The organism is Pseudomonas sp. FSL R10-2964 (genome assembly GCF_009600035.1).
Taxonomy (GTDB): Bacteria; Pseudomonadota; Gammaproteobacteria; order Pseudomonadales; family Pseudomonadaceae; genus Aquipseudomonas; species Aquipseudomonas bubulae.
Map to the genome: position 1 here is coordinate 89,282 of NZ_WIWH01000020.1, position 13,211 is coordinate 102,492.

Sequence of the window (13,211 nt, forward strand, 5' to 3'; positions counted from 1 at the left end):
CGCTTTACAAGATCGGGGACCCCGACATGTTTCGACCCAAGCTGTTGTTCACCAGCCTTGCCGCCATCGCCCTGGCGGCCTGCTCGCCACAAGACCCGCAGGCCGTCACCTCGGCAGCCATCGCCAAACAAGTGATCCTGCCTACCTACAGCCGCTGGGTTGAAGCTGACCGCCAGTTGGCCGTCAGCGCACTGGCCTACTGCCAGGGCAAGGAAACCCTGGAAACGGCCCGCGCCGACTTCCTGCATGCGCAAAAAGCCTGGGCCGAGCTGCAACCTTTGCTGATCGGGCCTCTGGCCGAGGGTAATCGTTCGTGGCAGGTACAGTTCTGGCCGGACAAAAAGAACCTGGTCGGCCGTCAGGTCGAACAACTGGTGATCGCTCAGCCGCAGATCGATGCCGCGGCCCTGGCCAAGTCCAGCGTTGTGGTGCAAGGCTTGTCTGCCTACGAATACATTCTGTTCGACAGCAATATCAACCTGGCCGACGATGCGCAAAAAGCCCGTTACTGCCCGCTGCTGACTGCCATCGGCGAACGTCAGAAGCAACTGGCCGAAGAGATTCTGGCCAGCTGGAACAGCACGGACGGCATGCTCGCGCAAATGAGCAAGTTCCCCAACCAGCGCTACGCCGACTCCCACGAAGCCATCGCTGACGTGCTGCGCGTGCAGGTCACCGCACTCGATACCCTGAAGAAAAAACTCGGCACGCCAATGGGCCGCCAGAGCAAAGGCATCCCGCAACCGTTCCAGGCTGATGCATGGCGCAGCGAGTCGTCACTCAAAAGCCTGGCCGCCAGCCTGGCCGCAGCCCAGACCGTTTGGGCCGGTGTCGACAACAAGGGCCTGCGCAGCCTGCTACCCGCTGAACAAAAGCCGTTGGCTGACAAGATCGACGCGGCCTACGCCACCTCGCTCAAGCTGTTCAATGACAACCAGCGCACCCTCAACGAGTTGCTGGCTGACGATGCCGGGCGCGCCCAGCTCAACGCCATCTACGACAGCCTCAACGTGGTTCACCGCCTGCACGAAGGCGAACTGGCCAAGGCCCTGGGCATCCAGCTGGGCTTTAATGCCAACGACGGCGATTGATAAAGGAAGGTTCGATGATGCGCAGGCAAGCACTCAAGCTTGGTGGCTTATTGCTCAGTGCAATCACGCTGGGCGGTTGGTCACTGTTTAAACAGAAAGGCCAAAGCCCGTTGCTGCTGAGTGCCCGCGACGATGCAGACGGCAATCACCTGGCTGTTGGTTATCGTCTGGATGGCACTCAGGTGTTCAGCACCCGGGTCGGCCAGCGCTGCCATGACATCATTAACCATCCGACACTGCCCATTGCCCTGTTCGTGGCGCGGCGCCCCGGTACCGAAAGCTACCTGATCAGCCTGACAGACGGGGAGTTGCTGCAAACCCTGACGTCCCGGCCCAACAGGCATTTTTATGGGCACGCGGTCATCCATAAAGACGGCGAGTGGCTGTACACCACTGAAAACGACACCACTGATCCGGGCCGTGGCTTGCTTGGGGTTTATCGCTTTGAAGGCGAGCGCCTGATCCACAGCGGTGAAATTCCCACCCACGGCGTCGGCCCGCATCAGGTGTCGTGGATGCCTGACGGTGAAACACTGGTGGTGGCCAACGGCGGTATTCGTACCGAAGCCGAAAGCCGGGTCGAAATGAACCTGAACGCGATGGAACCCAGCCTGGTGCTGATGCACCGTGATGGCAGCCTGATCAGCCAGGAAACCCTGAGCCAGCAGATGAACAGTGTGCGCCATTTGGGCATTGCCAGTGACGGCACCATCGTCGCTTGCCAGCAATTTATGGGGGATGCCCATGAGTTGTCGGAACTGTTGGCCATCAAGCGTCCCGGCCAGCCATTTGAACCCTTCCCGGTGGCCGAGCAGCAACTGCGCGCCATGGGCCATTACACCGCCAGTGTCGCGGTTCACAGTGAGTTGCGTCTGGTTGCGCTGACGGCTCCGCGGGGCAATCGGTTCTTTATCTGGGACCTGGACAGTGGCGTGCTGCGCCTGGATGCGCCATTACCGGATTGTGCTGGGGTGGGTGCAGTGGAGGATGGCTTTGTGGTTACGTCCGGCCAGGGCCGTTGCCGTTTCTACGATTGCCGTCAGAGCGAGCTGATAGCCAAGCCATTGGATTTACCCTCGGGGCTTTGGGACAACCATTTGCATATCATGTAGAGCTGCAGAAACACTTGTAGTCGCTGCCTAAGGAAAGAGGCTGCGTCCGGCTGCGCAGCAGTCGTAAACCCAAAGATCACGGTGTATCAGATACACCAACGCTGGATGGCTTTACGACTGCTGCGCAGCCGGACGTAGCCTCGCACGGCTCGTCAACTGCTACAGGGACTTGGCTATTACTTCTTCAGCCCCTGGCTCATTCCAAACATAAACAGCAACAGGTCGTGGTCGGGCCGGGTTGCTACCGCAGCTTTGACCACCCGCGGCAACGGACAATGAGCCCCTATTTGGGCCCCGCTCAACACTCGAGTCACAGGCTGTTCCCATGCGGCAAACGCCACGCCAGCAATGACCAGGGCACCCAGCAGAAACAAACTTCGTGCTATTTCTCGCTTCATCACCGTAAACCTTTGATAGCGCTGCCAAACACTGTCTTATAAAAGTAGATCAGTCTGTCCCACTCTGTTGCACTCCACGACGAATGGCGGCGCAATTGCTTAAGATCGTGAGAAGCGGCTTTTTGGGCCGTCAGGCGTTGCCGACTTTTTTCCAGGTCCAGCAAAGCCACGTCAACCTCGGCTCCCTCGCCCTGCCCCGTCACCCGTACAAAGACATGTTTGGCGTACAGGCAGCCGTGCTGCCAACGGCCCAGGTGCATACGAGCCAAGGTATGGCCTATCGCTTCAAGCACTCGGTCATGTACCGCTTCACCGCAGCGCTCGCGCTCACCGGCGGCGTACCAGTTATCGATTTCAACAAAGCCTTCCAGGCCCACGGTCACCAGCAATGCACGCCATTGCTTGTCTGTCGCTTGTTGCGCTCCGCAGTACACCAGCTCCGGCACACCAACCGACAAAGCGCTCAAGGCCAGCAACGCATCCTGTTCACGCAACACCGTCGGGCGACCCAGCGGGTAACGCCAGCTACGGTAGGTATGCCCCACCTGTCGTTTGGCGTAGAGCAAGCGCCCTTCACCATCATGAATCCGTTGTACACCACTCTCGCCACCACGACGCTGATTGGGCTCTTCAACCCATTCGCCTTGCTGATTCCAGTAAAACTCGAATGGGTCTTCAGTCGCAGAGGGGGATTGCTGTACAAAATCAACGGTCATGAGTTATCTCTTTCGTAATACGTAAACCCGCCACATCGCATAGAGCGGAATAAAGTCCAAATGGTCCTGAACGGTGAAACCTGCCTTTTTGAATTCCGCCTCCACTGTAGCAGCAGGTAACACAAAACGATTTTGGTAACCGTATTGATCTGCCTCTGCAGCGCGTTGACGCTCGAGACGCTTGCGTTTCCAGGCCTTAAAATTGCCATCTACCCACAACGAGATAATCACACTGTCCCGGCTAACGCGATGAAGCTCCCGTAATAGAGCCATCCGGTGGCTTGCATCGCCAATGTGGTGCAACAAGCGCATGCAAAAAACACTGTCAACCGAGTTGTCAGGCAAATCTATTTCAAAAGCTGACATCTGCAAGCGCCGTACCCGTTTCACTACGTCGGCGGGTTGGGCCAAAGATGCCACCTCCAGCATGGACGCCGAGTTATCGGCACCGATGATCTCGCGGCTTGGCATTTGTGCCAGCAACGGCCAGAAACGGCCCGCGCCACAAGGCAAATCGAGAACGACCTGAGGTTCGCCTGCCAGCTGCAAAGCGCGACGCGCCAATTGTTCATCGCGCTTGTGCGACAAACGTCGGGCCAGGCCGTCCTGATGCTTGATCAGGTATTGCGTAGCGTGATGCTGGTCGTACTTTTCAGAAAATTTGAGTTTGATGATCGAGTTCATGCAAGTGCTCCAGAAGCTAATGAGCACTACCTTAATCAGCGGGACGTGTGCATCAGGTCATGGACAGGTGAAAATTCTGTCAGACCATTCATACAAACATTTCAAGGTTTTACAGGTTGAAAGTACTGGCGCAGGGCCACTTACGCCCAGACTTTCGGGGTGTGCGGCCTGCAGAACGCAGGCCGCAGAAAAGACTTCAAACCTCGGCCGGACCAAGCTCGACACGAAAACGGCAGCCATTTGGCTCCATGGTGGTCAGTGTGACCCGCCAGCCCTGGCTATCGCAGATGCGCTGCACCAGTGACAGGCCAAGCCCCAGGCCTTCACCGCGTTTTTCGCTGCCGCGCACAAAGGGCTGAAACATCGCCTGGCGCTTTTCTTCAGGGATGCCCACGCCGCTGTCTTCCACCACAAAACCGCTGGGTTCCAGGGTCAGCCGGATAAACCCGCTGTCGGTGTAGTGCAAGGCATTGCGCAACAAGTTGCCCATGACGGCATGCAGGAAAGTGGCGTTATAACGGGTATCCAGCGGATTGCCGGGGTCGTAGATCAGCTCAAGACCCTTAGCTTCAATCGGCTCGCGCCACAGGCTGATCAGGCCTTCGGCCACGGTAGTCAAGGTCACCGTAGGCGACATGTTGGCATCCTCATGCTGGGCACGGGCCAGCATGAGGAAGGTTTGCACCAGTTCGCGCATTTCCTCACAGGCACGGGAAATACGCTCGACCTGTGAACGACTGCGCTGATCCAGCGACGGGCTTTCCAGCAACAGCTCGCAGGAACTGGCCAGCACCATCAGCGGAGTACGCAGCTCGTGACTGACATCACTGGTGAACAAACGCTCGCGGGTCAGGGTGTCGCGCAACCGACCCAGCGTGGCATCGAACGCCACTGCCAGCTCGCCCACTTCATCGGCCGCATAATCCGGGGCCAACGGCGGCGCCAGCCCCAGTAACTGATCGCGATGGCGAACCTGACGTGCCAGACGGATAACCGGAGCCATCACTCGCCGCGCCAGGGTCCAACCCAGGAACACCGCCAGCGCCAGCGCCAGGACAAAACCGACGGCGACCACAGCAAACAACACGCGCTCGCGCTCTTCAAAATCGCTCTGGTCTTGCAGCAGGACATAACGCCGGCCATCGACCACTTCTACCATCGCGTGATACGACAACTGGTCACGGAACACTTCATGAAAGCCCGGATCCAGATGACGCAGGTCCTTGGGCAGGGCAAAGTCGCCACGCCCGCCACTGAAATAAAACAGCTGGCTCGGCTTGGGGCGATGGTTCCACTCCGCGCCGTTGTCCATCAGCAACAGGCGCTGCAAATCCCCGCCCAGCCCTGCCGATATGAGTTTTTCTTCGACCAGGTGCACGGTGGCAATAATGCCCACAGCGAATGTCCCTGCCACCAGCGCGCTCATCAATGCAAAAGCGATGATGATCCGCTGGGAAAGACTTTGCCTAAACTCCATCACGAACCTCGGCGAGGCGATAGCCCACGCCATGTACGGTGTGCAACAGAGGCTTGTCGAACGGCTTGTCGATGACCTGACGCAATTGGTGGACGTGGCTGCGCAGGCTGTCGCTGTCCGGGCAATCATCGCCCCACAAGGCTTCTTCCAGCACTTCGCGGCGCAATACATGGGGGCTTTTCTGCATGAGTACCGCCAGCAATTTCAAGCCCACCGGATTGAGCTTGAGCAGACGGCCTTCGCGTGTCACTTCCAGGGTATCGAGGTCGTAACGCAACTCGCCGACCTGCAGTTCGCGTCGCCCGCCGCCCTGGGCACGACGCAAAACCGCCTCGATGCGGGCAGCCAGCTCGGACAGGGCAAAGGGTTTTAGCAAATAGTCATCGGCACCTGACTTGAAGCCTTGCAGGCGGTCATCCAACTGGTCGCGGGCGGTCAGCATGATCACCGGGGTATCGCGACGGGCATCTTCACGCAGGCGCTTGCACAGGGTGTAGCCGTCGATGCCGGGCAACATGATATCGAGCACAATCAGGTCGTAATGCTCGGTGGCCGCCAGGTGCAGGCCCGACAAACCATCTTGCGCACAGTCAACGGTATAGCCCTTGAGACCCAGGTAGTCGGCAAGGTTGGCGAGGATATCGCGGTTGTCTTCAACCAATAGAATTCGCATGGGCACTCTCTCCGTTCACAGTTACGGCCGTCTTGGCCCGCGCAGCTTAAGGCCAAGAACCCCGCAGGGCCAGCACCACAGGGCGCTCAGACAATTTAGTTACGACTCTCACATAAATGACATTTTTTTTACTGTCGGTTCACAAACTCAATACAGTGGCGCCGGCACACTTTCGCACCCCCGCGTTTAAGGAAAAACAACTAATGCGTCTGCTGCACACCGCGCCTATGCGCTATCTCCTGCTGTTGACTGGCTGTTGGCTGGCGACCTTTCTAATCACCCGAGGCGTTCTGCTAGTTACACACCTGGGAGAGGCCGGCAACAACTGGCTGCCCGTGTTTGGCATTGGTTTGCTCTACGACCTTGGCTTTCTAGCCTATGCCGCCGTGCCGCTGGGGGGCTATCTGCTGTTATGCCCACCAGCCCTGTGGCGTCGCCGCGGCCACCAGTGGTTCCTGCAGGGCCTGCTGACGGTCAGCTTGTTTGCCATGCTTTTTACTGGCGTGGCCGAGTGGCTGTTCTGGGATGAGTTCGGCGTGCGTTTCAACTTTATCGCCGTGGACTACCTGGTCTACTCCGATGAAGTGCTGAATAACGTACTGGAATCCTATCCAATCGGCATCCTGCTCAGCGCCATCGCCCTGGCTGCCATTGTATTGAGCCTGATAGTGCGTAAACCGTTCAATGCGGCCATGAATGCCGAGCTACCGACACTGGGTGGACGTATCGCCACCTTTGCAGGCCTGCTGCTGGTAGCGGGCCTGAGCCTGCAACTGCTCGACCAGGACAGCCCGCGCGGCCAGGGCGGCAACGCCTACCAGCATGAACTGGCGAGCAATGGCCCTTACCAGTTCTTCGCTGCGTTCCGTAACAACGAGCTGGATTACCAGCAGTTTTACGCCAGCCTGCCCACCGATGTAGTGGCCAAACAGTTGCGCGCCGAACTGACCGAGCCCAACGCCACCTTTGTGGGCCAGGACCCACTGGATATCCGCCGCAACATCGATAACCCGGGTGCTGTGCGCCAGCCCAATATCGTACTGGTGACCATCGAAAGCCTCAGTGCCAAGTACCTGGGCAGCAACGGTGATGGCCGCAACCTGACGCCGAATCTGGATCAGCTGCGTAAAGAGAGCCTGTACTTCAACAACTTTTATGCCACCGGCACGCGTACCGACCGGGGCCTGGAAGCCATTACCCTGGCCATTCCGCCGACGCCCGGGCGTTCAATCGTCAAGCGTATCGGCCGTGAAAGCGGCTTTGCGAGCCTGGGCCAGCAGCTCAATGGCGTGGGCTATGACAGCGTGTTCGTCTATGGCGGGCGCGGTTACTTCGACAATATGAACGCCTTCTTCAGCGGTAACGGCTACCGCGTGGTCGACCAAAGCAGCGTTAATGAGGCCGATATCCACTTCAAAAATGCGTGGGGCATGGCTGACGAAGACTTGTACCGCGAAACCCTGAAACTGGCCGATGCCAATTACGCGCAACAAAAACCGTTTTTGTTGCAACTGATGACGACCTCCAACCACCGTCCTTACACCTACCCTGAGGGCCGGATCGACATCAAATCGGGTAACGGCCGCGACGGCGCAGTGAAATACACCGACTACGCCATCGGCCAATTCCTCAACGATGCGCGCAAAAAGCCGTGGTTCGACAATACGATTTTCGTCTTCGTTGCCGACCACACGGCGGGCAGTGCCGGCAAGGAAGACTTGCCGATCACCAACTATCAGATCCCGCTGTTTATCTATGCGCCCAAGTTGATCGACGCCCGTGAAAACTCGCAACTGGCCAGCCAGATCGACCTGGCGCCCACCTTGCTCGGCTTGCTGAACCTGGATTACCAGTCGACCTTCTTTGGCCGCAACCTGTTGCAGGACAACCCGCTGCCGCCGCGCGTGGTCGTGGGCAACTACCAGCACCTGGGCTTGTTTGACGGCAAAGACCTGGCCATTCTCAGCCCGCGTCAGGGGCTGCGCCGCCATGATGATGCGCTGAGCACCAGTATTGAATCGCGGGTAGCGGCGACTGATCCGCTGATTGAGCGGGCAATAGCCTACTACCAGGGTGCCAGTCATGGCTTCAAGCAGCAGTTGCTGGGCTGGAAGCCGGCGCAAAAGGGACATGTGCAGGTTTCAGAACGCTAATTGACCCACGACCCTCACCCCAACCCTCTCCCATAGGGAGAGGGGGCTGATTGGGGCAAACCCCAGCCCCTCTACAGCCTGAATGCATTGAGTTGAATCCTGCATCGGCTCGGTCAAGCCCCTCTCCCTCTGGGAGAGGGCTAGGGTGAGGGGCTTTTAACAGACCTACAAAAAAGCCCCGCCTGATTACTCAGGCGGGGCTTTTGCGTAGCGGGGTAAGGCTGGCTTACATCATGCCGCCCATACCACCCATGCCGCCCATGTCTGGCATGCCGCCAGCTGGTTTGTCTTCCTGGATCTCAGCGATCATCGCCTCAGTGGTGATCATCAGGCTGGCAATCGACGAAGCCGCTTGCAGAGCCGAACGAGTCACTTTAGCCGGGTCAAGGATACCCATTTCGATCATGTCGCCGTATTCACCAGTGGCTGCGTTGTAACCGTAGTTACCCGAACCCTGCTTCACTTTGTCGACAACTACGCTTGGCTCATCACCGGAGTTGGCAACGATCTGGCGCAGAGGTGCTTCAACAGCACGACGCAGCAGAGCAATACCCACGTTCTGATCAGCGTTGTCGCCTTTCAGTTCGGAGATGGCTTGCAGAGCGCGAACCAGTGCCACGCCACCGCCAGGTACCACGCCTTCTTCAACGGCTGCACGAGTAGCGTGCAGAGCGTCTTCAACGCGGGCTTTCTTCTCTTTCATTTCTACTTCGGAACCAGCGCCAACCTTGATCACTGCAACGCCGCCAGACAGCTTGGCCAGACGCTCTTGCAGTTTTTCACGGTCGTAGTCCGAAGTGGTATCAGCCACTTGAGCACGGATCTGAGTAACACGCGCCTGGATGTCCGCATCGTTGCCAGCACCATCGATGATGGTGGTGTTTTCTTTGGACAGGATCACGCGCTTGGCGTTACCCAGGTGCTCCAGGGTAGTGCTTTCCAGGCTCAGGCCGATCTCTTCGGAGATTACGGTACCGCCAGTCAGAACAGCGATGTCCTGCAGCATTGCTTTACGACGGTCACCGAAGCCTGGTGCTTTGACAGCAGCGACTTTAACGATACCGCGCATGTTGTTCACAACCAGAGTCGCCAGGGCTTCGCCTTCAACGTCTTCAGCCACGATCAGCAGTGGACGGCCGGCTTTTGCAACGGCTTCCAGAACTGGCAGCATTTCACGGATGTTGGAGATCTTTTTGTCAACCAACAGGATCAGCGGGCCGTCCAGCTCAGCCACCATGGTGTCTGGCTTGTTCACGAAGTAAGGGGACAGGTAGCCACGGTCGAACTGCATGCCTTCAACAACAGACAGTTCGTTTTCCAGGCCCGAGCCTTCTTCAACGGTGATCACGCCTTCTTTACCGACTTTTTCCATGGCTTCGGCAATGATTTCGCCGATGGAGCTGTCGGAGTTGGCAGAAATGGTACCAACCTGGGCAATTGCCTTGCCGTCAGCGCATGGCTTGGCCAGTTGACGCAGTTCTTTGACGATAGCGATGGTCGCTTTGTCGATACCGCGCTTCAGGTCCATCGGGTTCATGCCGGCAGCGACGGCTTTCAGGCCTTCGTTGACGATCGACTGAGCCAGAACGGTTGCAGTGGTAGTACCGTCACCAGCGTCATCGTTGGCACGGGAGGCAACGTCTTTAACCAGCTGCGCGCCCATGTTTTCGAAGCGGTCTTTCAGCTCGATTTCTTTTGCAACGGACACGCCGTCCTTGGTGATGGTCGGAGCGCCGAAGCTCTTCTCGATGATCACGTTACGGCCTTTAGGGCCCAGGGTCGCTTTTACTGCGTCAGCCAGGACGTTTACACCAGCCAACATTTTTTTGCGGGCGGAGTCGCCGAATTTAACTTCTTTAGCAGCCATGTTCGTTCTTCCTTAAATACTTTGTAGTAACGGGAAAAGGAGCGGGAAATCAGCCTTCAATTACAGCGAGAATCTCGTTCTCAGCCATAACCAACAGGTCTTCGCCGTCGACTTTTACAGTGTTGCTGCCGGAGTAAGGGCCGAACACAACCTTGTCACCCACTTTAACGGCCAGTGCACGCACTTCACCGTTGTCCAGAACGCGACCCGTACCAACGGCGATCACTTCACCGCTGTTAGCTTTTTCAGCAGCAGAACCCGGCAGAACGATACCACCAGCGGTTTTCTTTTCTTCTTCGCTGCGACGGATTACGACGCGGTCATGCAGAGGACGAAGCTTCATTGTCGATCTCTCCTAATTGAGGTGTTCATCGGCCGGTGTCAATACCGGCTGGGTTTACAAGTCCGGAAATGCCGGGTGCGATTCGCGGTTGGGATTTTGCTGTTGCCAGTAAAACCCTGCGGTGTCCGTTACATAAGGGCGCATCCACTTATTACAAGGGCACGCCCACGAAATTTTTAACCTGGCGTGCCACTTGAAACAGACACGGCACCCAAGGTGCCGTGTTGATAACGCCAAAGCCTTATTTATCGCGATGCTCGAACTCGCCTTCGATCACATTGGGCTCACGCCCCAAAGGCTGATGGGCACGTGGTCGTGCGGCTTCGAAGTCTTCGGCAAACGCACGCTGGCGGATGGCCTGTTCTTCAGCACGCTTGCGCAGGCGGTTGACCAGAAACCGGCGAACTGGCGGGAACAGCAACAACAGACCGGCCGCATCGCTGATAAAACCAGGCAGAACCAACAGTCCACCACCCAGCGCCAGCATCAGGCCTTCAAGCATTTGCTGAGCAGGCAGCTCGCCGCGATTCAGGCTTTCGCGCGCTTTGAGCGCCGTGGCCAAGCCTGCGACGCGAACGACCAGAACACCCAGCATGGAGCCGGCAATGATCAGCAGCAACGCGGGGAAAAACCCTATGGCGGTGCTGACCTTGAAAAAGACGTACAGCTCTAGCACTGGAAACAACAGAAAGAGCAATAGAAAAGCGCGCATCAAATGATTCCTCTCCGGAAGAATATCTTCCAACCAAGACTAGATGACGGCGCGCTTGTGCAAATTCAAGGTCAGACCGTCTGTTTTTTCGGCCACTCACTGGCACGGGCCAGCAAAACCAAGGCTTCGCGCACCTGTGTCGAAGTGTTGCAAGGCTCCGGAAAAGCCAACCAGTGCACGCCTTCGCCGATGCGCAGGTGCATGCCTTCGCTGTCGATGCCCACCAGCATAGCTGGCGCTGTTTGCGGCAGGCCGGTCAGTTTGACGTAGTGTTCAATGGCATTGGCGTGATCGCTGTTCATATGCTCGACCATCCGCACCTCGACCTGCCCGGCGAAAGGGTTTGCCAGCGTGACCTGGTCCAGCCAGTGGATGGCACCAAAACCGCCTATGTAGCGATGACGAACCGGGTTGAGCACCCAGAAATCGAAATCATGGGCAGTGTCATAGCCCTTCGCCTCGGGAAAGTAGCGGTAGTAACGCTCGGCTGCGGCTTCAATGGCTGCGGGATCGCTCAATTGCACGGCCTCAGCCAGCACGGTAAGACGGCCAACAGCCTGCACCTCTTCAGCGCCCCGCTCCCCCACCATCAGGGAACACTTGGGATCCTTGCGCAGGTTGTGGGTGTGCTGGGCGATGCGGCTGATCAGGATCAGTGGCCTCCCCAGCTCATCCAGGCAATAAGGCACCACGGAGCCGAAGGGAAATCCCGGCATGGCCTTGGACTGGGTAGCCAGGGCGCCACGGTATTCCTTGAGCAGTAATTCTCGGGCATGCTTGGCAGCTTCAACGCTCAACTTATGACTCCTTAATAAAAATCCGTAGATAACGGTCGAGATCAGGGCACTCATGCAACTTAAAGACAAAGTAATCATTATCACTGGCGGCTGCCAGGGGCTGGGTCGCGCCATGGCCGAGTACCTGGCTGCCAAGGGCGCCAAACTGGCACTGGTCGACCTCAACCCGGAAAAACTCGAACTGGCGGTGGCAGCCTGCCAGGCGCACGGCGTCGAGGCCCGAGCCTACCTGTGCAACGTCGCTGACGAAGAACAGGTTACGCAAACCGTTGGCCAAATTGCAGAAGATTTTGGTGCGATCAACGGCCTGGTCAACAACGCCGGCATTTTGCGTGACGGCCTGCTGCTCAAGGTCAAGGATGGCGTTATGACCAAGATGAGCCTGGCGCAATGGCAAGCGGTAATTGATGTCAACCTGACCGGGGTTTTCCTGTGCACCCGTGAGGTAGCGGCGAAAATGATCGAGCTCAACAGCGAGGGCGCGATCATCAATATCTCGTCGATCTCCCGTGCCGGCAATGTCGGCCAGACCAACTACTCGGCGGCCAAGGCCGGGGTTGCTGCTGCCACCGTGACCTGGGCCAGGGAACTGTCGCGTTACGGCATTCGAGTAGCCGGGATTGCACCGGGCTTTATCGAAACCGAAATGACCCTGGGCATGAAACCCGAAGCCCTCGAAAAAATGACCTCGGGCATTCCGCTCAAGCGTATGGGCAAGGTTGAAGAAATCGCTCATTCGGCAGCGTACATTTTTGAAAACGACTACTACACCGGGCGCATTCTGGAGCTGGATGGCGGGTTGCGGATCTAGGCATCATCTCCCGCAAAGATAGGCTTGGATTCAATCATGAAACGGCCTGGACCCCCAATCCAGGCCTCACCGTTCTCCTCGTTCGGAGTGCGTCAGCGCAAAGCTGTCAGATGCCGGACTAAGCGGTAAACCGCCAAGAAAGCCAATTCACAGGCTTTCGACACATCAAAATCGGATAACAAACACCTTGCCGACCGGGTCTTTCACTCGACGCTCTCGCTCGACCTGAACGTTGCTCCGATAATCCCAACGCTTGCTAAATCGATGTTCAAGGTGGGGGTGTGAATCGCCCCGGGTTTTCTAGACACTCTCCAGGCTCGCTGCGTAACGCTTTTCAAACTCTACCGGTGACAGCTGATTGTTGAAACTGTGGCGTC

Annotated in this window: 13 protein-coding genes; 4 read left to right on the forward strand and 9 right to left on the reverse strand. The window is 57.6% G+C overall.

The window, feature by feature from the left end; all coding sequences use genetic code 11:
- Nucleotides 1-26: 26 nt before the first annotated feature.
- Nucleotides 27-1,091 (forward strand): imelysin family protein, encoded by a 1,065-nt coding sequence (locus GHN92_RS13340; protein ID WP_095003363.1) that lies wholly within the window; start codon nucleotides 27-29, stop codon nucleotides 1,089-1,091.
- Nucleotides 1,092-1,105: 14 nt separating this feature from the next.
- Nucleotides 1,106-2,203, forward strand: coding sequence for a DUF1513 domain-containing protein (locus GHN92_RS13345; protein ID WP_095003362.1), 1,098 nt, complete (start codon nucleotides 1,106-1,108; stop codon nucleotides 2,201-2,203).
- Nucleotides 2,204-2,379: 176 nt separating this feature from the next.
- Here the strand turns inward: GHN92_RS13345 and GHN92_RS24175 are convergent, their stop codons facing one another.
- From GHN92_RS24175 to colR, 5 genes are all read right to left on the reverse strand, one after another.
- Nucleotides 2,380-2,601 (reverse strand): hypothetical protein, encoded by a 222-nt coding sequence (locus GHN92_RS24175; RefSeq protein ID WP_095003361.1) that lies wholly within the window; start codon nucleotides 2,599-2,601, stop codon nucleotides 2,380-2,382.
- A complete protein-coding gene (locus tag GHN92_RS13355; RefSeq protein ID WP_095019398.1) occupies nucleotides 2,601-3,317 on the reverse strand; it encodes a lipopolysaccharide kinase InaA family protein in 717 nt (238 codons plus the stop codon). The genes GHN92_RS24175 and GHN92_RS13355 overlap by 1 nt, the downstream gene beginning before the upstream one ends.
- 3 nt (nucleotides 3,318-3,320) lie before the next feature.
- The gene (locus tag GHN92_RS13360) at nucleotides 3,321-4,001 is read right to left on the reverse strand and encodes a class I SAM-dependent methyltransferase (RefSeq protein ID WP_095003359.1); all 681 of its coding nucleotides are present in this window, start codon (nucleotides 3,999-4,001) and stop codon (nucleotides 3,321-3,323) included.
- 196 nt (nucleotides 4,002-4,197) lie between these two features.
- Nucleotides 4,198-5,478, reverse strand: a complete 1,281-nt coding sequence (locus GHN92_RS13365; RefSeq protein ID WP_095003358.1) for a HAMP domain-containing sensor histidine kinase — start codon at nucleotides 5,476-5,478, stop codon at nucleotides 4,198-4,200.
- A complete protein-coding gene (gene colR, locus GHN92_RS13370) occupies nucleotides 5,468-6,151 on the reverse strand; it encodes a two-component system response regulator ColR (RefSeq protein ID WP_016779797.1) in 684 nt (227 codons plus the stop codon). Before colR ends, GHN92_RS13365 begins: the two co-directional genes overlap by 11 nt.
- 203 nt (nucleotides 6,152-6,354) lie before the next feature.
- Between colR and GHN92_RS13375 the strand changes: the two genes are divergently transcribed.
- Complete coding sequence (locus GHN92_RS13375; RefSeq protein WP_095020922.1) at nucleotides 6,355-8,304, forward strand: LTA synthase family protein; 1,950 nt, start codon at nucleotides 6,355-6,357, stop codon at nucleotides 8,302-8,304.
- A 226-nt stretch (nucleotides 8,305-8,530) separates the two neighbouring features.
- On the opposite strand, the gene groL is transcribed toward GHN92_RS13375, so the two are convergent.
- The 4 genes from groL to GHN92_RS13395 form a co-directional block, all read right to left on the reverse strand.
- A complete protein-coding gene (gene groL / locus GHN92_RS13380; protein ID WP_016779795.1) occupies nucleotides 8,531-10,171 on the reverse strand; it encodes a chaperonin GroEL in 1,641 nt (546 codons plus the stop codon).
- A gap of 49 nt (nucleotides 10,172-10,220) precedes the next feature.
- Entirely contained in the window at nucleotides 10,221-10,514 is a 294-nt protein-coding gene (locus GHN92_RS13385) for a co-chaperone GroES (protein ID WP_016779794.1), read from the reverse strand.
- Between the two features lie 241 nt (nucleotides 10,515-10,755).
- A complete protein-coding gene (locus tag GHN92_RS13390) occupies nucleotides 10,756-11,226 on the reverse strand; it encodes an FxsA family protein (protein ID WP_095003356.1) in 471 nt (156 codons plus the stop codon).
- Nucleotides 11,227-11,297: 71 nt separating this feature from the next.
- Entirely contained in the window at nucleotides 11,298-12,023 is a 726-nt protein-coding gene (locus GHN92_RS13395) for a HugZ family protein (RefSeq protein ID WP_095003355.1), read from the reverse strand.
- Between the two features lie 52 nt (nucleotides 12,024-12,075).
- Here GHN92_RS13395 and GHN92_RS13400 point away from each other — a divergent pair, with 52 nt between their 5' ends.
- Nucleotides 12,076-12,834, forward strand: coding sequence for an SDR family oxidoreductase (locus tag GHN92_RS13400; protein WP_095019396.1), 759 nt, complete (start codon nucleotides 12,076-12,078; stop codon nucleotides 12,832-12,834).
- Nucleotides 12,835-13,211 lie beyond the last annotated feature (377 nt).

What these genes read in the sequence shown, in the direction of transcription:
- GHN92_RS24175 (WP_095003361.1), bottom strand. Translation starts at nt 2,601, where the DNA reads ATGAAGCGAGAAATAGCACGAAGTTTGTTTCTGCTGGGTGCCCTGGTC.
- GHN92_RS13340 (WP_095003363.1), top strand. Translation starts at nt 27, where the DNA reads ATGTTTCGACCCAAGCTGTTGTTCACCAGCCTTGCCGCCATCGCCCTG.
- GHN92_RS13345 (WP_095003362.1), top strand. Translation starts at nt 1,106, where the DNA reads ATGATGCGCAGGCAAGCACTCAAGCTTGGTGGCTTATTGCTCAGTGCA.
- GHN92_RS13385 (WP_016779794.1), bottom strand. Translation starts at nt 10,514, where the DNA reads ATGAAGCTTCGTCCTCTGCATGACCGCGTCGTAATCCGTCGCAGCGAA.
- GHN92_RS13355 (WP_095019398.1), bottom strand. Translation starts at nt 3,317, where the DNA reads ATGACCGTTGATTTTGTACAGCAATCCCCCTCTGCGACTGAAGACCCA.
- GHN92_RS13365 (WP_095003358.1), bottom strand. Translation starts at nt 5,478, where the DNA reads ATGGAGTTTAGGCAAAGTCTTTCCCAGCGGATCATCATCGCTTTTGCA.
- colR (WP_016779797.1), bottom strand. Translation starts at nt 6,151, where the DNA reads ATGCGAATTCTATTGGTTGAAGACAACCGCGATATCCTCGCCAACCTT.
- GHN92_RS13360 (WP_095003359.1), bottom strand. Translation starts at nt 4,001, where the DNA reads ATGAACTCGATCATCAAACTCAAATTTTCTGAAAAGTACGACCAGCAT.
- GHN92_RS13375 (WP_095020922.1), top strand. Translation starts at nt 6,355, where the DNA reads ATGCGTCTGCTGCACACCGCGCCTATGCGCTATCTCCTGCTGTTGACT.
- groL (WP_016779795.1), bottom strand. Translation starts at nt 10,171, where the DNA reads ATGGCTGCTAAAGAAGTTAAATTCGGCGACTCCGCCCGCAAAAAAATG.
- GHN92_RS13400 (WP_095019396.1), top strand. Translation starts at nt 12,076, where the DNA reads ATGCAACTTAAAGACAAAGTAATCATTATCACTGGCGGCTGCCAGGGG.
- GHN92_RS13390 (WP_095003356.1), bottom strand. Translation starts at nt 11,226, where the DNA reads ATGCGCGCTTTTCTATTGCTCTTTCTGTTGTTTCCAGTGCTAGAGCTG.